We start from the raw sequence: 17,848 nt of genomic DNA on the forward strand, positions 1-17,848 counted from the left end.
GGCGCCGGGACGACGGGTGCCGCACGGCACCCGGGCCGCGCTCAGACCACGGCGAGGGCGACGACGCCCCGGGCCGTGCTGGTGATGCCGCTGTGGGAACGGTGCCGAAGGGGGTCGTGCTGATGACGACAGAGGTGAGGGACCCGGCGGGGGAGCGGCTGCGCCGCTGGCGGCTGGTGCTGGGCGGGGACGACGCCGACGGCACAGGGTGCGCTCTCTCCGGCAGGGACGCCGCGATGGACGGAGCGCTGACCTCCCTCTACGGCAGAGGGGACAAGAAGCAGACGGCCAAGGACCGTTCGGCGGGGCTCGGGGCGTCGGCGCCGTCCGTGGCGCGCTGGCTGGGTGACATCCGGACCTACTTCCCCTCCTCCGTCGTCCAGGTCATGCAGCGGGACGCCATCGACCGGCTGGGGCTGTCCACCCTTCTGCTGGAACCGGAGATGCTGGAGGCGGTCGAGGCCGACGTCCACCTCGTCGGCACGCTCCTCTCGCTGAACCGGGCCATGCCGGAAACGACGAAGGAGACGGCGCGGGCCGTGGTGCGCAAGGTCGTCGAGGACCTGGAGAAGCGGCTCGCCACCCGCACCCGGGCCACGCTCACGGGCGCCCTCGACCGCAGCGCGCGGATCAACCGGCCGCGCCACCACGACATCGACTGGAACCGCACGATCGCGGCCAACCTCAAGCACTACCTGCCCGAGTACCGCACGATCGTGCCGGAACGGCTCATCGGCTACGGGCGGGCCTCGCAGTCGGTGAAGAAGGAGGTCGTGCTCTGCATCGACCAGTCGGGGTCGATGGCGGCGTCCGTGGTGTACGCGTCGGTGTTCGGGGCCGTGCTGGCCTCGATGCGGTCCATCGACACGCGGTTGGTCGTCTTCGACACGGCGGTGGTCGATCTGACCGACCAGCTGGACGACCCCGTCGACGTGCTCTTCGGTACGCAGCTCGGCGGCGGTACGGACATCAACCGGGCGCTCGCGTACTGCCAGTCGCAGATCACCCGGCCCGCCGAGACGGTGGTCGTGCTGATCAGCGACCTGTACGAGGGCGGCATACGCGCCGAGATGCTCAAGCGGGTCGCGGCGATGAAGGCGTCGGGGGTGCAGTTCGTGGCGCTGCTGGCGCTGTCCGACGAGGGGGCGCCCGCCTACGACCGTGAACACGCGGCGGCGCTGGCGGCGTTGGGGGCGCCGGCCTTCGCCTGCACGCCCGACCTGTTCCCGGAGGTGATGGCGGCGGCCATCGAGAAGCGGCCGATCCCGGTGCCGGACACCCCCTGACGGCCCGTCGCGGGAACGGCGTTGAGCGGGCGGGCGATGGACTCCGGCCAGAAAAACGGACATGAGTGGCCAACGGCCACACAGGGCTTGCGCGACCGCGGGAGGGGCGTGCGAGGATCTGCGTTCCTGCAGGGGTGTGGCGTCCTCCGTAAGCGCATACACCCCGGCGCCCCAACCCCTTGCTCCACCGAAGTCCTTCGTCCCGCCCACGTCCTTGCTCCACCCACGGGAGGCTCCCCACCGTGTCCCCGCCCGCCGCCTCACCCGATGCCGCGGTGCGCGTCCCGCGCGCCGCGGCCGGACGGCGTGCGCTCCAACTGGCGCTGCTCGTCGGCGGGCTGTTCGCGCTGGCACTCCTCTGCGGGGAGCGGGCCAGTGCGGCGGAGGGGGTCGGTGCACCGGTGGGGACGCGGGTGGAGGCAGGCGAGGCAGCCCAGTCGGCCGCGAGCCCGCCGGTTGCCCCGAAGGCCCGGCCCGCGCAGGACCTCGTAGGGACCGTGACGGGCGTGACGGACGGCTTGGCGCGGACCGTCGAGCAGACGGTGGGCGCGGCCCTCACCGAGGTGCAGAAGCGGTTGCCGCCCCCCGCCACGTCGCCGGTCACGCCGCCGACGCCGCCCGGGGTGCCGGACTGGCCCGACTGGGAGGTCCCGGACCTGCCGGACCCGCCCGCCACCGAAGCGCCGGGCCTGCCGGATCTCCCCGACCCGTTCGACCCGTCCGAGCCTGGCGGGACCGCCCAGACGCCCGAGCCCGTGCCCAGTGTGCCCAAGCCCGGGAAGCACCGGGACGGCAAGGGCCGTACCGACGAGAAGACGCCCGAAGCGGCCGAGACGACCAGGACGACCGAGACGACCGGGACGACCGGCGCCTACGGCCCCTGGGGTGAGCCGCACCACGAGCAGGCGGTCGGCTCCAGCCCAAGGGGCGCCGGGGACGTCGTCGCCGCGCGGCCGGAGGCACCGTTCGGATGCGGCCCCGTGCGTCAGGCGCCGGTGGAGCAGCCGGCCGGGGTGCCGGGCAGCCGTTCGAGCGGCGACAACAGCGGGCTGCGGTACGCCGACGCCCATGCGGTGTCCGTGGAGCACCGGGTGCCGGTGCGACTGGTCCCCGGCGCCGCCGTCCGGGCGGAGTCGGACGAGACACGGGACCGGAGCGGGGACGTCCCGGTTTCCCCCGCTTGACCGCCGCCGCTGCGGTTCTCGCCGTAGTGGCCCGGTAGCCGGCGCGTCCCCCGCCTTTGCGCTCCCCACCCCGCGCTTCGCAACCTCGCGCCGCGCAACCCTGGACGCGCAGCCCTGGCCCCGGCAGGGCAGCCGCCCGCCATCGCGCCCCCTCGACAGGGACCAGCCCCCGGCCAGCCGCACACCAACCCCCCGCCCGCAGAGCGCCCCCGGCGCCGCCGGCCGGCACCCCCGGCGTCGCATGACGCCGCCTTCCGACTCGCGGGCGTCCTGGACCCGGACGGGCGAAAGCCGTCGGTCGTTCGGGTCCGGACCCCGCGGACAGGCCGGGGTGATCCCCATTGGGGTGGGGATCACCCCGGCCAGGGCCCATCGAAGCGGCCCTGTTCCGCCGCTTCCGGGCTGTTCAGAGGACCTCACCGGGTCAACCCCAACCCGGTGAGGTCCTTCCCTTTCGACCGTGCGTTCGGCACGCCGTGCCAGTGATATCCACCGATCGCGGCATCATGTGACAGGTATCACCGCTCACGTGTGACCCGCGATTTAGAGGCTCCCGCCATGCGGCGATAACCTGCGAGACGGACATGCCGCGCGCTCGGACACCGTGTGCGCCTCCCTTGTGACAGAGCGGACGTCACGTTGCCCTTCGCGGCACGCCCACGCATCCAACGAACCGCGAGATCACTGATAGGGACGGAAGCGCGTGGACCTGTTCGAGTACCAGGCGAGGGACCTCTTCGCCAAGCACGATGTACCGGTGCTGGCCGGTGAAGTCATCGACACGCCTGAGGCGGCCCGCGCAGCCACTGAGCGTCTCGGTGGCAAGTCCGTCGTCAAGGCCCAGGTGAAGGTCGGTGGCCGCGGCAAGGCCGGCGGCGTGAAGCTCGCCGCGACCCCGGACGAGGCCGTCGCCCGCGCGACGGACATCCTCGGCATGGACATCAAGGGCCACACGGTCCACAAGGTGATGATCGCCGAGACGGCCCCGGAGATCCTGGAGGAGTACTACGTCTCCTTCCTCCTCGACCGTGCCAACCGCACCTTCCTCTCCATCGCGTCCGTCGAGGGCGGCATGGAGATCGAGGAGGTGGCGGCCACCCGTCCGGAGGCCGTCGCCAAGATCGCGATCGACGCCATCGACGGCGTGGACGAGGCCAAGGCCCGCGAGATCGTCGAGGCTGCCAAGTTCCCGGCCGAGGTCGCGGACAAGGTCGCCAACGTCCTGATCAAGCTGTGGGACACCTTCATCAAGTCGGACGCCCTCCTCGTCGAGGTCAACCCGCTCGCGAAGGTCGCCTCCGGCGAGGTCCTCGCCCTGGACGGCAAGGTGTCGCTCGACGACAACGCCGAGTTCCGTCACCCCGAGTACGAGGAGCTCCACGACAAGGCCGCGGCGAACCCGCTCGAGGCCGCCGCCAAGGAGAAGAACCTCAACTACGTCAAGCTCGACGGCGAGGTCGGCATCATCGGCAACGGCGCGGGTCTCGTCATGAGCACCCTGGACGTCGTCGCCTACGCCGGTGAGAAGCACGGCAACGTCAAGCCGGCCAACTTCCTGGACATCGGCGGTGGCGCCTCCGCCCAGGTCATGGCCAACGGCCTCGAGATCATCCTCGGCGACCCGGACGTCAAGTCCGTCTTCGTCAACGTCTTCGGTGGCATCACCGCCTGTGACGAGGTCGCCAACGGCATCGTCCAGGCCCTGAAGCTGCTCGAGGACCGCGGCGAGAACGTCAGCAAGCCGCTCGTCGTCCGCCTCGACGGCAACAACGCCGAGCTCGGCCGGCAGATCCTCACCGACGCCAACCACCCGCTGGTCCAGCGCGTCGACACCATGGACGGCGCGGCCGACAAGGCCGCCGAGCTGGCCCACGCCGCCAAGTAAGCACTCAGGACGAGGACACAACACACCATGGCTATCTGGCTCAACAAGGACAGCAAGGTCATCGTCCAGGGCATGACCGGCGCCACGGGCATGAAGCACACCAAGCTCATGCTCGGTGACGGCACCAACGTCGTGGGCGGCGTGAACCCGCGCAAGGCGGGTCAGACCGTGGACTTCGACGGCACCGAGGTACCGGTCTTCGGCACCGTCAAGGAGGCCATCGAGAAGACCGGCGCCAACGTCTCCGTCATCTTCGTGCCGGAGAAGTTCACCAAGGACGCCGTCGTCGAGGCCATCGACGCCGAGATCCCGCTGGCCGTCGTGATCACCGAGGGCATCGCCGTGCACGACTCGGCCGCCTTCTGGGCGTACGCCGGCAAGAAGGGCAACAAGACCCGGATCATCGGCCCGAACTGCCCCGGCATCATCACCCCGGGCGGCTCGAACGTCGGCATCATCCCCGGCGACATCACCAAGCCGGGCCGTATCGGCCTGGTCTCGAAGTCCGGCACGCTGACGTACCAGATGATGTACGAGCTGCGTGACATCGGCTTCTCGACCGCCGTCGGCATCGGTGGCGACCCGATCATCGGCACCACGCACATCGACGCGCTCGCCGCGTTCGAGGCCGACCCCGACACCGACCTGATCGTCATGATCGGTGAGATCGGCGGCGACGCCGAGGAGCGGGCCGCGGAGTACATCTCCAAGAACGTGACCAAGCCGGTCGTCGGCTACGTCGCGGGCTTCACCGCGCCCGAGGGCAAGACCATGGGCCACGCCGGCGCCATCGTCTCCGGTTCCTCCGGCACCGCGCAGGCGAAGAAGGAGGCCCTCGAGGCCGCCGGCGTCAAGGTCGGCAAGACGCCGACCGAGACCGCGAAGCTGGCCCGCGAGATCCTGGGCGGCTGAGTCAGCGCCCCGGCATCGCGCCGACGTGTCGGTGGGCCCGTCCCCTTCCGGGGGCGGGCCCACCGACGTTTCCATGCTCGAGAAGGCTAGAAGGACTGGGGCGCGAGCCGTTCCGGACCGTGGTGCAGCTCCGAGCGGAGCTTGTCGCGCAGCTTCTGTTCCTTGTGCGACAAGGGCCCCGGCGCCACCGGCGGCGGCACCCCGCGCACGGTGGCCCCCGGCGGCACCGGCGGCTCGTAGTGGGTCGGGGCCGTCCGCAGCGTCAGGGCGGTCGTGCCGATCAGCGCCACGGTGAACGCGATCGCCGCGCGGGTCCAGAACCGGGCCCGGCGTTCGCTGCCCTCGCGCACGGCGGCCGGGGCGGGGGCGCGCAGACGTTCCGCCGAGGCCAGCTCGGCCAGCCGCCGGTGCAGATCGTCCGGGTCGGACAGGGTCGGCATCCGGGTGGCGACGGCGGCACGGGCGTGCAGGATGCGGTTGGCGGCGGCCGGGGTGCTCGCCTCGGTCTCGGCCGCGGTCTCGGGCAGGTCGAGTCCGACCCCGTCGTACAGCAGCAGGGTGCGGCGCTGCGGCGGCGTCAGATCGAGCAGGACGTCGAGCAGGAGCCGGTCCGCCCGGTCGGCGGGCGGTGGTTCGGGGTGCCGGTAGCGGGGGCGGAACCGGTGCCAGGGCGACAGGGCGAAGTCGTACGCCGCCGCCCGCACCCAGCCCGCCGGGTCGGGGTCCCGGGCGACCTCGGGCCAGCGCTCCCAGGCGAGTTGGAAGGCCCGCTCGACCGACTCCCGCGCCAGCTCACGCCGCCCGCTGAGCAGATAGGTCTGCCGTACGAGGGCGGGGGCGCAGAAGGCGTACAGCGCGTCGAACGCCTGGGCGGGGGTGAGGGGCCGGTCGGTCCGGGTGGAGGGAGCGGGCCCCGCATCCAGGCCGAGAGCGCCCCCTTCGACCTCGCTGTCGCCCTCACTCTCCTCCAAGGGCTGATCCGGCGTCACCTCGACATCAGCGACCGGCTTCTGATCCCTCCTCCGCTCCTCCAGCGACCTCAGCAGCTCCAGGTACGCCTCCCCCTCCCGGCCCTGCGGAACCGCGCGGCCGGTCTCCCAGGCACGCACCGTCCGGCGGTTGACGCCGACCCGTTCCGCGACCTGAGCCTGTGTCAAGGACCCGGCCTCACGCAGGCGTCGGCGCTCCGTGGGCGGGGGAATCGGGGCTGCCGGGCTCTGCGTCACAGTGCACCCCTCCGTGTGAAAAAGTACATAAACGTATATTGGGCGACACTTCGGAGGTTCGCCTGTTGCGAGGGTTGAGCGCGTGTCGTTGGGAGCATGGCCGCGTGATCGAGATGACCGCTCGCCGAACGCCTCTGTCGTCCCTGCTCACGCGGCTGCGCCACCGAACACCCGGGCTGAGCGCCAGCCTTCTCAACGGGGCGGTCGCCGCGGCGCTCGGGCTCGGGGCGCTCGTCGTCCTCGTGATGGTGCTGTGGGTCATCTCGCCGTTTCCCGACAGCGGCCCCGGCGGCGCGCTGCGGATCGCGGCGGTGCTGTGGCTGCTCGGGCACGGCGCCGAACTGATCCGCGCCGACACCCTCTCCGGCGCCTCGGTACCGGTCGGGATCACCCCGCTGCTGCTGTTCGTGCTGCCGGTCTGCCTGGTGCACCGTGCGGCGCGGGACGCGGCGGCGGACGGCGGCGACGGCGCCCCGCCGGTGCCCGGGCCCACGGCCTGGGCCGGGGTCGTCCTCGGCTACCTCGGGGTGGCGACGGCGGCTGCGCTGTACGCGGCCGGCGGTGTCCTGAAGCCGTCCTGGCCGTCGGCCGTGCTGTGCGTCCCCCTCGTCGTGATGGTGGTCGCCGGGGTGGGCGTGTGGACGGCGTGCGAGCGCCGGCCCGGGGCGGCGCACGGGCTGCTCGGCGCGCTCCCGGGCCGCGCGCGGAGGCTCGCGCAGCGACCGGACACGCCCGCCCGGCTGGCGGCGGCGGCCCGCGCGGCCGGGGCGGGCGCGGCGGCGCTCGTCGGCGGCGGGGCGCTGCTGGTGGCCGTGTCCCTGGTGTGGCACGGCGCGGACACCCGCGCGACGTTCGCCGGACTGACCCAGGGCTGGTCGGGCCGGATCGGCGTCCTGATGCTGTGCGCCGCCCTGGTGCCCAACGCCGCCGTGTGGGCGGCGTCCTACGCCCTCGGCCCCGGTTTCGTGCTCGGCACCGGGCATGTGGTGGCCCCGCTGACCTCGGCACCGCCGCCGCCCCTGCCGCCCTTCCCGCTGCTGGAGGCGGTGCCGTCGACCGGGATCGCCGGACCGCTCCAGTGGGCCGTGGCGGCGGTCCCGGTGGTGGCCGGTGTGGTGCTGGGCCGGGGTGCCGCCCGCTGGGGATCGGGTGCCTCCGATCCCGGCCCACGGCGAGACCGGGTCACCGGGCCGGCCGCCCCGACCTGGTCCCCGTTGCGGACGGCCGTGGCCGCCCTGCTGGCCTCCCTCATCTGCGCGTCCGTGGTCGCCGTGCTGGCCGGGCTGTCGGGCGGCCCGCTCGGGCGGGGCGCCCTGGCGGACTTCGGCCCGGTGTGGTGGCAGGCGGGTGCGGCGACGCTGGTGTGGTTCGCGCTGGTCGGCGTCCCGGTGGCCGTGATCGTCCGCGGCTGGCGGTGCCTCGGGCGCGCCGGACGGCAGGCCACAGAGCCGCGCGGCACGGTGATCGGCCCGCCCCGCACGGGACAGGCGCCCACGGCCGGGCGCCCGGCGGAGAGGGCGACGGCCGGTGCGCGGAAGGGGCCGTTCACCGCCCTGGTGAAGGATCAGCCGGCGCCACGGCAGTACGACGGCGACGACGAGGGCGACGCCTACGACCTCGTGGAGGACGTGCCGTACGGGGCGTACGACCACGACACGACGTTCGAGCCGGACGACTTCGAGCAGCCCACCGGCCCCGCACGGAACGCGCCCCAGCCTGACCACGACGACGAACCGAACGCATCAGACGACGAACGGCGCGACGAACCGCACGCCGAAGCAGCCCCCGCGCAGGACACCCCGGACGCCCCAACACCCCAGGACCCGGACGACGACACACAACCGGAGGCACAAGCGCTACCCGCAACCCCCAGCGAGACCGAAACCACCCCGGCACCCAAAGCTGACCCGGAAACGCCCCCCACGCCCCCTCAGCCGGCCGCCGACGCCCCCTGACGGAACAGCCGCCCCCCAAGGGGCGCCGGACCCGCCGTCACTCCGTGCTGCCCAGCACCCCCCGCAGCTCCTCCGGCAGCAGCTGCTTGCAGGACTGCTCCGCCTCGCTGGTGAGCGCGTCGCTGCGGCACGTGTAGTAGTCGCTGTAGACCATCTGCGCCGTGAACCCGGCGGCGACCACCGCGAGCGCGAGCGACGCCGTGACCAGGCCGCTCACCGCGGCGGTCGTCTGCGGCCGGCCACCGGGCCTGGCGGGCGCCGGGCTGTCCGGGTCGGGCGTGCGGGGCTTCGCGCGCAGGCTGCTGATCCCCCAGTACAGGGACAGCGCGCCCAGGAGCAGAGCCGCGTACGGCCAGCTGAACAGGGCGAAGAAGAAGGCCCACATACCGGAGAGCAGCGCGTAGCGGGCGCGGCGCTGCGCCGGGTCCGTCGGGTCCCAGCGCATGCCCGAACCGGGGCCGCCGCCCTGGCCGGGGCCTTCGGGGCCGCCGCCGCGGGAGGGCCGCTCGCCGAAGCCGCCGGACGAGCGGCCGGGCTGGCGGTCGCTCCACTGGCTGCCCCACGCGGGCTCACCGCCGTCGCCGGACCCTTGGGAGTCGTCCCCGCCCGCCGGGCGTCGGGGCTGCCAGGGCCGGTCCGGGGTGCCCTCGGGGGGCGGGGCGAAGGGGTTGTCGTCCTGCTTCCGGCCGTCGCCCCGCTCGTCGCCGCCCTGGCCGCCGGAGGGCGCGTCGGGCGGTGAGGAGGGGCGCTCCCGCAGCAGCACGCCGCTGTGCGCCCCTCCCTGCACCGGATGCGAGGGGAGCGTGAGGAGTCGCAGGCTGCGGTCCGGCATCAAATCGAGCGTCTTCCCTGAAGTTGGCTGGACAGGACATGGGCGGAACGGACGGTGGGTCCGGGCGGGCCGTCCGGCCGCGCGGGCCGGTCGGCTGCTGAGTTGCTGGGCTGGTGAGCTGTCTGAGCTGACACTTCCTGAACGCACCGGACACCGGCCGCGTTCCCGAGCCGCCCCCAGCAGACGCTACCCCCCGGCCGGGCCCCCGTCCCATGGGGGCCGCTTCCCGGTGCCGGTATCGTTGCTGCCGGTCGGCTGCTTCGTAGACTTCCCCGTATCCCGGGGCGCGACGCATTCGTATGAACGCACAAGCGGTGCTCGTCGTGCCGCCGGCCGCGAAGAACGCACCCCCGAGAAAGGGCTCATCGTGGCCGCCAAGCCCGTGGCCAAGCGCCTCGTCGTCCTGGTCTCCGGATCCGGCACCAACCTCCAGGCGCTGCTCGACGAGATCGCCGCCGTCGGATCCGAGGCGTACGGCGCCGAGATCGTGGCCGTGGGCGCCGACCGCGAGGGCATCGAGGGGCTCGCCCGCGCCGAGCGCGCCGGGCTGCCGACGTTCGTGTGCAAGGTGAAGGACCACGGCAGCCGCGAGGAGTGGGACGCCGCGCTCGCCGAGGCCGTCGCCGCGTACGAGCCCGACCTCGTGGTCTCCGCCGGTTTCATGAAGATCGTGGGCAAGGAGTTCCTGGCGCGCTTCGGCGGCCGGTTCATCAACACCCACCCCGCCCTGCTGCCCAGTTTTCCCGGCGCCCACGGCGTCCGCGACGCTCTCGCGTACGGAGCCAGGGTCACCGGCTGCACCGTCCACTTCGTCGACGACGGCGTCGACACCGGTCCGATCATCGCCCAGGGCGTGGTCGAGGTCCGGGACGAGGACGACGAGAGCGCTCTGCACGAGCGCATCAAGGAAGTCGAGCGAAGGCTGCTCGTCGAGGTCGTGGGGCGGATCGCCCGCAACGGCTATCGCATTGAGGGACGAAAGGTAGTTATCCAGTGACCGCCGAGAGCAACAAGCGGGCCATTCGACGGGCGCTCGTCAGCGTCTACGACAAGACCGGTCTGGAAGACCTCGCGCGCGGCCTGCACGAGGCGGGTGTCGAGCTCGTCTCCACCGGCTCCACGGCCGCGAGGATCGCCGCTGCCGGTGTCCCCGTGACCAAGGTCGAGGAGCTCACCGGCTTCCCCGAGTGCCTGGACGGCCGCGTCAAGACGCTGCACCCGCGCGTGCACGCCGGCATCCTCGCCGACCTGCGGCTGGACAGCCACCGCGAGCAGCTCGCCGAGCTGGGTGTCGAGCCGTTCGACCTGGTCGTCGTCAACCTCTACCCGTTCCGCGAGACCGTGGCCTCCGGCGCGTCGCCCGACGAGTGCGTCGAGCAGATCGACATCGGCGGTCCCTCGATGGTGCGCGCGGCCGCCAAGAACCACCCCTCGGTCGCCGTCGTCACCAGCCCCGACCGCTACGGCGACGTCCTCGCCGCGGTCCAGGGCGGCGGCTTCGACCTCGCCACCCGCAAGCGGCTCGCCGCCGAGGCGTTCCAGCACACGGCCGCGTACGACGTGGCGGTCGCCAGCTGGTTCGCGTCCTCCTACGCCCCCGTCGACGAGTCGCGGTTCCCCGACTTCCTGGGTGCCACCTGGGAGCGCGAGAACACCCTCCGGTACGGCGAGAACCCGCACCAGCCGGCCGCGCTGTACGTCGACGGCACGGGCGCCGGCCTGGCCAAGGCCGAGCAGCTGCACGGCAAGGAGATGTCGTACAACAACTACACCGACACGGACGCCGCGCGCCGTGCCGCGTACGACCACGCCGAGCCCTGCGTCGCGATCATCAAGCACGCCAACCCGTGCGGCATCGCGATCGGCGCGGACGTCGCGGAGGCCCACCGCAAGGCCCACGCCTGCGACCCGCTGTCCGCGTTCGGCGGTGTGATCGCCGTGAACCGGCCGGTGTCCAAGGAGATGGCCGAGCAGGTCGCCGAGATCTTCACCGAGGTCATCGTCGCGCCCGACTACGAGGACGGCGCCCTCGAGGCCCTCGCCAAGAAGAAGAACATCCGCGTCCTCAAGGCTCCGGCCGCCCCCGCCAACCCGGTCGAGCTCAAGCCCATCGACGGCGGCGCGCTCCTCCAGGTCACCGACCGGCTGCAGGCCGAGGGCGACGACCCGGCGCACTGGACCCTGGCGACGGGCGAGGCCCTCTCCGCCGAGGAGCTGGCCGAGCTCGCCTTCGCCTGGAAGGCCTGCCGGGCCGTGAAGTCCAACGCCATCCTGCTCGCCAAGGACGGCGCCTCGGTCGGCGTCGGCATGGGCCAGGTCAACCGCGTCGACTCCGCGAAGCTCGCGGTGGAGCGGGCGGGCGCCGAGCGCGCCCAGGGCTCGTACGCCGCGTCCGACGCGTTCTTCCCCTTCCCGGACGGTCTGGAGATCCTCGTCGAGGCGGGCGTCAAGGCCGTGGTCCAGCCCGGCGGTTCGGTCCGTGACGAACTGGTCGTGGAGGCCGCGAAGAAGGCCGGCGTGACGATGTACTTCACGGGCACGCGCCACTTCTTCCACTGACGGGTCCGTCCGCCCGGCCCCCGATACGGTCGGCCGGGCGGACGACGTCCTACTTGTCCACCTCGTACTGCCCGGTCGCCAGGAAGTACCGGAGCTCCTCCGGCGTGCCGTCGATGACGTCCTCGGCCGCCGCGCGCAGGGCGGCGCTGATCGTCGGATCCGCGAGGATGCGGGCCACGGCGACGCGGTCGTCCTCGGCCTGGGCGAGGCGGTAGCCGGACTCGAGCCAGGTGCGGAGCTTTTCGGGGGTGGGTGCGTCGAGGAGCGCGTTGATCTCCTGCGTCACGCGCCTTCCGGCGTAGGGCTTGCCGAGGATGGTGACGACGGCGACCTTGTCGTCCTCGTACTGGGCGAGGCGGTAGCCGGTCTCGAGCCAGGTGCGGAGGTTTTCGGGGGTGGGTGCGTCGAGGAGTGCGTAGATCTCCTGCTTGACGCGCTTTCCGGCGTAGGGCTTGCCGAGGATGGTGACGACGGCGACCTTGTCGTCCTCGTACTGGGCGAGGCGGTAGCCGGTCTTGAGGAACTCGCGCATGTCCTCCACGGTGCCGCCGAGGGCCTCGTTCGCCTCCCGCTCGACGCCCCTGCCGGAGTCCGGGTCGGCCAGGACGGCGGCTATGGCGGCGCGCAGCTCCTCCTCCGACATCTCGTCCACCGGTGTGCCGGGGTCGTCCGTCGCGGCCACCGCCGTGACGGTGACGGACGACGGCGCCGCGTCGGCGGCGGAGGCCGGTACGGCCGCAAGAAGCGCCGGCGCGAGAGCGCTTGCTACGAGGGCCAGGGCGATGCGGTTCGTTCTCACAGGTGAACCTTCCATGCGGGAGATCAGGACCGCGGCTCGACGGTGAAGCGCGGCACGCAGGACGTGGGAGGGCACATGCCTCCCCCGACTCCCGTGCGCCACAAGCCGCGTGACCATCATGCCGGGGGGCACTGACAAGATCAGGGCGACAACCCGGCAATGCCGAACAGGTGTTCATTTCCTGGGTGACACGGGGGCGGTCACACAGCGAGGCCGTGCCCCCCCCCGGTGCGGGTGGACACGGCCTCGGCTGTGTCGGTGCGCGCGGCGCGGCTCAGTACCGCGGACGGTTGAACCAGGCGGACGCCTGGCTGTTGACCATCGACGTCAGGATGATGCCGGCGATGGCGAGAGAGATCAGACCGCCGAAGGTGGCGGAGCCGTTGCCACCGCTCGTGATGTTGACGATGCCGCCGAGGATCATGAACGCGGCGTACACGATCGTCGTGACGCGGATGCCGCTGCCGCCGTTCTTGAACTTCACACCCAGGAAGATCGACAGCGCGCCGAGCGCCAGCAGCAGACCCGCCAGCAGGAAGCCCAGACCGGCCAGCGAGTCGGTGCTGTCACCGGAGCCGACGCCGTTGGACAGGTCCTGGGCCGCGCCGACCGCGACACCGGCGATCAGGCCGAACAGAAGCTGGAAGCCGGCAAGGATGAAGAGCAGCACACGGGCCGTCTTCATCAGGCCCGGCATCTCCATGGGCATCGCGGGTCCGCCCGGGTAGCCGGGGTAGGCCGGCTGGCCCTGCTGCGGGTAGCCGTAGGCGGGCGGCTGCTGGGGAGCGCCCTGCGGGTAGCCGTAACCGGGCTGTCCCTGCGGGGGCTGCGGCGGGTAACCGGGCTGGCCCTGGGGCGGCGGGCCGTACGGGTTGTTCGGGTCGCCGAAACTCATGGCGGTCTTTCCTCCGTTGTCCGAGTGCGGGGACGCGCGGCACGGTGCGGAGGAGATGTGACTGATGCGGTTCGTCCCCCCGGTACTGCCCGCGGCACTGCAGTCACATCGTTCTTTAGTCGGCTCTTACTTGTCCAGCCGCATTCCCTATGTGTTGTGCAAGTGCAACATCGCTGATCATGAACGCATACGCCCGGAGATGCGCCGGAAGCCCTGTCCATGACCCGGATGGGACAGGGATACGACCGGGATGCGACCCGGATTGGAAGAGGAAGGGCGTCATCAAGGAGGATGGGGGGCATGACCGCCCAGATTCTCGATGGCAAGGCCACCGCAGCCGCGATCAAGTCCGATCTGACCGCCCGCGTGGCGGCGCTGAAGGAGAAGGGCGTCACGCCCGGCCTCGGCACGATCCTGGTCGGGGACGACCCCGGCAGCCAGAAGTACGTCGCCGGCAAGCACCGCGACTGCGCACAGGTCGGCATCGCCTCCATCCAGCGCGAACTGCCCGCCACCGCCACGCAGGAGGAGATCGAGGCGGTCGTCCGCGAGCTCAACGAGGACCCGGCCTGCACCGGCTACATCGTGCAGCTCCCGCTGCCCAAGGGCATCGACGAGAACCGCATCCTGGAGCTGATGGACCCGGACAAGGACGCCGACGGCCTGCACCCGATGAACCTGGGCCGCCTCGTCCTGAACGAGCCCGCCCCGCTGCCCTGCACCCCCAACGGCGTCCTCACCCTCCTGCGCCGCTACGGCGTGGAGATCAAGGGCGCCGAGGTCGTGGTCGTCGGCCGCGGTGTCACCATCGGCCGCCCGATGCCGCTGCTGCTGACCCGCCGCAGCGAGAACGCCACCGTGACCCAGTGCCACACCGGGACGCGTGACCTGTCGTCCCACCTCAAGCGCGCCGACATCATCGTGGCCGCCGCGGGCTCCGCCCATCTGATCCGCCCCGAGGACGTCAAGCCCGGCGCGGCCGTCCTCGACGTCGGCGTCTCGCGCAGCGCCGAGGGCAAGATCGTGGGCGACGTCCACCCCGGTGTCGCCGAGGTGGCCGGCTGGATCTCCCCGAACCCCGGCGGCGTGGGCCCGATGACCCGGGCGCAGCTGCTGGTCAACGTGGTCGAGGCGGCGGAGCGCAGTGTCGGCTGACGGCGGCGCCGACGGCGCGGACGACATCGAGGTCCGGGACCCCATCAGCGCGCCGGACGCGGACGGCACGCCCCGGCGGACCACCCGGCGCTTCCCGCTGTTCACCAAGGACACGGCCCGCCCGGAGGGCGGCGGCCGGGCGGCGCCCGGCGACGCCCCCGCCCCGGCCCGGCAGTGGCCGGTGCTGGTCGTCTGCGGGCTGGTCGCGGTCGGGCTGCTCGTCACGGCGCTCGACGTTTTCCGGGCCGGCACGCTGCTGATCGGCAGCGCACTGCTGCTCGGCGCGGTGCTGCGCTGGGCCCTGCCGAGCGTCGGCATGCTCGCGGTGCGCTCCCGCTTCACCGACATGGTGACGTACGGCGTGCTGGGGGGCGCGATCGTGCTGCTGGCGCTGATGGCCCAGCCGAACCCGGTGCTGACCATCCCGTTCCTGAACGACGCGTTGCACTTCACGGTCGACAACTGAGTCGACGGCTGAGTCCACGACCGAGTCGACGACCGAGACCTCGCGCACGACGACGGCCCGTCCCCTCCCCCGAAGAGGGACGGGCCGCCGTCGTGCGTCAACCCTCGGGCACGGCGGAGTCCCTGTTCAACGGCTGTCCGCGCGCTGTGGCACGGAAGTGACCGTTCCGCTACGCCCCACGCACCGGGAACCAAGGCGCGCCGTCGCGTCGTCACCCGAACGAGTCGGTTCGGAGGTGAGCGATGGGTGCGTGGCAGCCGCTGCCCGAGGGTCTGCCGCCCGAGGTGCGGCACTTCGTGGAGCAGTTACGGCTGCTCAAGGACCGCACGGGCCTCAGCCTGGTCGCGCTGGGCGCGCGCACCGCGTACAGCAAGTCCTCCTGGCAGCGGTACCTCAACGCCACCCAGCCGCCGCCCCGGCAGGCCGTCGTCGCGCTGTGCCGGGTCGCCGGGACCGGGGCGGAGGAGGCCGAGCGCTTCGGCGTGCGCTGGGAGCTGGCGGTCAAGGTCTGGCCGAAGCAGACGCCGCTCCCCGGAAAGCCGGACGACGCCGCGTCCCCAGCGCTCCCGGGAGAGCCGGACGACGCCGCGCCCCCAATCCCCGAGACGCCCACGCAGACCGCCGCCGCGCAGGACCCCGGCGACGACTACGAGGACGAGCCGACCCTGCCCTGGTGGGGCGGGCCGCCACCGGCCCCCGCCGCCTCCTCCCGGCGCCTGCTGACGACCGCCCTGATCCTCGCCGCCGTCCTGGCGCTGACGGCCGTGATCGGCGCCCTCGCCTTCGGCTGAGCCCGGCCGGCCCACAGGGGCGGTGGCGCGCTGAGGAGCCGCCCGGGGTGAGAGGGCGCGCATGTGTCCGAATGCTGCGCGTGCGACCCCAGTGATCGTTTTTGTGCGTTCCATGTGGCGATGTGTTGACAAGTTCGCGCATGTGCGAGAAAGCCGTTCGACCGGAGGGCTAGCGTGGTCGATCGGGACGGTCCGGGGCGTTCCGCGGTACCGCAAGGGCTTACTACCAGGGTTGCGTGGGCCGGCCGGGGGAGCCGGTGGAACACTGGACGCGACCGGTCGGGCGTGCGACGGTGCACGCTCACGGTCCCGATGCTCCCGTGCGCCCCCACCCCGGGAACTGAGATCCTCAGTGGGCGCATCCCTGTGGGTAGCCACACCGGGGACTCGGCAGAGGGCACCACGCGCGGGGGAATCGCGAGTAACACCAGCACCAACCGGGGGAAGAGGGGGGACAATGCCTCGTTGGAAGGACTTGCCGGATGAGATGGATCCGCAGGTCAGAGAGTTCGCGAGCCAGTTGCGCAGGCTCGTCGACCGCAGTGGTCTGAGCATCGCCGCGCTCGCCGACCGCACCGGCTACAGCAAGACGTCCTGGGAGCGGTATCTGAACGGACGGCTGCTCGCGCCCAAGGGCGCCATCGTGGCGCTCGCCGAGGTCACCGGGACCAACCCGGTGCACCTGACAACGATGTGGGAGCTGGCCGAACGCGCCTGGAGCCGTTCGGAGATGCGCCACGACATGACCATGGAGGCGATCCGGATCTCCCAGGCCCGCGCGGCCCTGAGCGAGTTCGGACCGCCGCCGGCCAGTGCTGCCAAGGGCGGCGCCAAGACCGGCCGGGGCGCCCGTCGCGGCGGAAGCGCCACGGCGACACCGGGCGTGGCCGGTCCCGCCGGGGTGGCCCCCTCGGTCCCGGTGCAGCCGTCCGCCCCCGACGTACGGGACTCCTCGGGCCGTCCGGCCCCGGCGCGGGACTCCGGGGACGTCCGGGACGCCGAGTCCTCAGGGGGCAACTCCTGGGGCGTGGCGGGCTATCGGGGCCCCGCGCCGACCGGCGCGTCGCCGGCCGGGGCCTATCCGCCCGGCGCCCAGGGCTCGTTCGGCGAGCCGCCGCAGGGTCCCCGGGCCGACCGGCGGGCTCCCGCCCCCGCCGGCGCGGGCAAGCGGCGGCTGACGATGTTCCTCGCGGGTGTCGTCGGCGTACTGGTCGTGATCGGCCTGGCCTTCTACCTCACCGAGGGCGGCGGGAAGCCGGACGGCGGGGTCGCCAAGTCGCCCGCGCCGAGTGTCACCACCGACCCGGAGCTGCCGCCCGGCGTGAAGTGCAGCGGCGACTCCTGCACCGGCAAGGACGCCGAGGCGATGGGGTGCAGCGGCGACCTGGTGACCACCGCGAAGACCACGACCGTCGGCACGGCCGTGGTCGAGGTCCGCTACAGCGAGACGTGCGGCGCCGCGTGGGGCCGGGTCACCCAGGCGTCGCAGGGCGCCGAGGTCTCGGTGGCGGTCGGCAAGGCCAAGGAGACCGGTTCCATCACGGAGGCCGGCGACACGATCGCCTACACGCCGATGGTCGCGGTGAAGGACGCGGGCGAGGCCGTCGCCTGTGTGACGCTGCCCGCCGGACAGGACGGCTGCACGAAGTAGCGGGCCGCCCGGCCCCGTCGGACACCCGGCCCGCACAGGGGGCCGGGAAGAAATCCGGCGGGGCAGGAATGGGCGCCGGATTACGGGGCACGCGCACGGTACCCCCACGGGAGTCCGGCATCGGTACCCCCACCCGGCGGCCGCCAGGTCCTGCTCTCCCGGACCGGTGGCCGCCTCCTCGTTCCCGCGACCGCACGGTCCTTCCTGGCCATACCGGTGACTCTGTGGGCCGGGCCACAGGGACCCGGCCGT

The 17,848-nt window shown here is 72.6% G+C and carries 15 protein-coding genes; 11 read left to right on the plus strand and 4 right to left on the minus strand.

Annotated elements, in window-relative coordinates; all coding sequences use genetic code 11:
- The first annotated feature begins 122 nt into the window (after positions 1-122).
- The 4 genes from DC008_RS21360 (at position 123) to sucD (ending at position 5,267) form a co-directional block, all read left to right on the plus strand.
- Positions 123-1,286, plus strand: a complete 1,164-nt coding sequence (locus tag DC008_RS21360; protein ID WP_108710799.1) for a VWA domain-containing protein — start codon at positions 123-125, stop codon at positions 1,284-1,286.
- A 242-nt stretch (positions 1,287-1,528) separates the two neighbouring features.
- Entirely contained in the window at positions 1,529-2,470 is a 942-nt protein-coding gene (locus DC008_RS21365; RefSeq protein ID WP_108708323.1) for a hypothetical protein, read from the plus strand.
- Positions 2,471-3,173: 703 nt separating this feature from the next.
- On the plus strand, positions 3,174-4,355 hold the full coding sequence (gene sucC / locus DC008_RS21370) for an ADP-forming succinate--CoA ligase subunit beta (protein ID WP_108708324.1): 1,182 nt from the start codon (positions 3,174-3,176) through the stop codon (positions 4,353-4,355).
- Between the two features lie 27 nt (positions 4,356-4,382).
- Positions 4,383-5,267, plus strand: coding sequence for a succinate--CoA ligase subunit alpha (sucD, locus tag DC008_RS21375; RefSeq protein WP_055625201.1), 885 nt, complete (start codon positions 4,383-4,385; stop codon positions 5,265-5,267).
- Positions 5,268-5,353: 86 nt separating this feature from the next.
- Here the strand turns inward: sucD and DC008_RS21380 are convergent, their stop codons facing one another.
- Positions 5,354-6,493: a helix-turn-helix domain-containing protein gene (locus DC008_RS21380; RefSeq protein WP_108708325.1), complete on the minus strand. Its 1,140-nt coding sequence runs from the start codon at positions 6,491-6,493 to the stop codon at positions 5,354-5,356.
- 113 nt (positions 6,494-6,606) lie between these two features.
- Here DC008_RS21380 and DC008_RS21385 point away from each other — a divergent pair, with 113 nt between their 5' ends.
- Complete coding sequence (locus DC008_RS21385; protein ID WP_244221503.1) at positions 6,607-8,448, plus strand: cell division protein PerM; 1,842 nt, start codon at positions 6,607-6,609, stop codon at positions 8,446-8,448.
- A gap of 37 nt (positions 8,449-8,485) precedes the next feature.
- Here DC008_RS21385 and DC008_RS21390 read toward each other — a convergent pair whose 3' ends face one another.
- Positions 8,486-9,280 carry a hypothetical protein gene (locus DC008_RS21390; RefSeq protein WP_108708327.1) on the minus strand — a complete coding sequence of 265 codons (795 nt, stop codon included), beginning with the start codon at positions 9,278-9,280 and terminating at the stop codon, positions 8,486-8,488.
- Positions 9,281-9,647: 367 nt separating this feature from the next.
- On the opposite strand from DC008_RS21390, the gene purN reads away from it, so the two are divergent.
- Positions 9,648-10,277, plus strand: coding sequence for a phosphoribosylglycinamide formyltransferase (gene purN, locus DC008_RS21395; RefSeq protein WP_108708328.1), 630 nt, complete (start codon positions 9,648-9,650; stop codon positions 10,275-10,277).
- Positions 10,274-11,839: a bifunctional phosphoribosylaminoimidazolecarboxamide formyltransferase/IMP cyclohydrolase gene (purH, locus tag DC008_RS21400; protein ID WP_108708329.1), complete on the plus strand. Its 1,566-nt coding sequence runs from the start codon at positions 10,274-10,276 to the stop codon at positions 11,837-11,839. The genes purN and purH overlap by 4 nt, the downstream gene beginning before the upstream one ends.
- Positions 11,840-11,888: 49 nt before the next feature.
- Here the strand turns inward: purH and DC008_RS21405 are convergent, their stop codons facing one another.
- Both DC008_RS21405 and DC008_RS21410 read right to left on the minus strand, forming a co-directional pair.
- Complete coding sequence (locus DC008_RS21405; RefSeq protein WP_108708330.1) at positions 11,889-12,638, minus strand: ALF repeat-containing protein; 750 nt, start codon at positions 12,636-12,638, stop codon at positions 11,889-11,891.
- A 274-nt stretch (positions 12,639-12,912) separates the two neighbouring features.
- Positions 12,913-13,533 (minus strand): hypothetical protein, encoded by a 621-nt coding sequence (locus DC008_RS21410; protein WP_108708331.1) that lies wholly within the window; start codon positions 13,531-13,533, stop codon positions 12,913-12,915.
- A 300-nt stretch (positions 13,534-13,833) separates the two neighbouring features.
- Here DC008_RS21410 and DC008_RS21415 point away from each other — a divergent pair, with 300 nt between their 5' ends.
- From DC008_RS21415 to DC008_RS21430, 4 genes are all read left to right on the plus strand, one after another.
- On the plus strand, positions 13,834-14,688 hold the full coding sequence (locus DC008_RS21415; protein ID WP_055625283.1) for a bifunctional methylenetetrahydrofolate dehydrogenase/methenyltetrahydrofolate cyclohydrolase: 855 nt from the start codon (positions 13,834-13,836) through the stop codon (positions 14,686-14,688).
- Entirely contained in the window at positions 14,678-15,154 is a 477-nt protein-coding gene (locus DC008_RS21420) for a DUF3017 domain-containing protein (protein ID WP_108708332.1), read from the plus strand. The genes DC008_RS21415 and DC008_RS21420 overlap by 11 nt, the downstream gene beginning before the upstream one ends.
- Positions 15,155-15,396: 242 nt before the next feature.
- Entirely contained in the window at positions 15,397-15,945 is a 549-nt protein-coding gene (locus tag DC008_RS21425) for a helix-turn-helix domain-containing protein (RefSeq protein WP_108708333.1), read from the plus strand.
- A gap of 457 nt (positions 15,946-16,402) precedes the next feature.
- Positions 16,403-17,596 carry a helix-turn-helix domain-containing protein gene (locus DC008_RS21430; RefSeq protein WP_108708334.1) on the plus strand — a complete coding sequence of 398 codons (1,194 nt, stop codon included), beginning with the start codon at positions 16,403-16,405 and terminating at the stop codon, positions 17,594-17,596.
- Positions 17,597-17,848 lie beyond the last annotated feature (252 nt).

Source organism: Streptomyces nigra (genome assembly GCF_003074055.1).
Taxonomy (GTDB): domain Bacteria; phylum Actinomycetota; class Actinomycetes; order Streptomycetales; family Streptomycetaceae; genus Streptomyces; species Streptomyces nigra.

Excerpts from the sequence above, each read along its gene's own strand:
- DC008_RS21360 (WP_108710799.1), top strand. The coding sequence starts at position 123 with ATGACGACAGAGGTGAGGGACCCGGCGGGGGAGCGGCTGCGCCGCTGG.
- sucD (WP_055625201.1), top strand. The coding sequence starts at position 4,383 with ATGGCTATCTGGCTCAACAAGGACAGCAAGGTCATCGTCCAGGGCATG.
- DC008_RS21385 (WP_244221503.1), top strand. The coding sequence starts at position 6,607 with ATGACCGCTCGCCGAACGCCTCTGTCGTCCCTGCTCACGCGGCTGCGC.
- DC008_RS21390 (WP_108708327.1), bottom strand. The coding sequence starts at position 9,280 with ATGCCGGACCGCAGCCTGCGACTCCTCACGCTCCCCTCGCATCCGGTG.
- DC008_RS21410 (WP_108708331.1), bottom strand. The coding sequence starts at position 13,533 with ATGAGTTTCGGCGACCCGAACAACCCGTACGGCCCGCCGCCCCAGGGC.
- DC008_RS21415 (WP_055625283.1), top strand. The coding sequence starts at position 13,834 with ATGACCGCCCAGATTCTCGATGGCAAGGCCACCGCAGCCGCGATCAAG.
- DC008_RS21425 (WP_108708333.1), top strand. The coding sequence starts at position 15,397 with ATGGGTGCGTGGCAGCCGCTGCCCGAGGGTCTGCCGCCCGAGGTGCGG.
- DC008_RS21430 (WP_108708334.1), top strand. The coding sequence starts at position 16,403 with ATGCCTCGTTGGAAGGACTTGCCGGATGAGATGGATCCGCAGGTCAGA.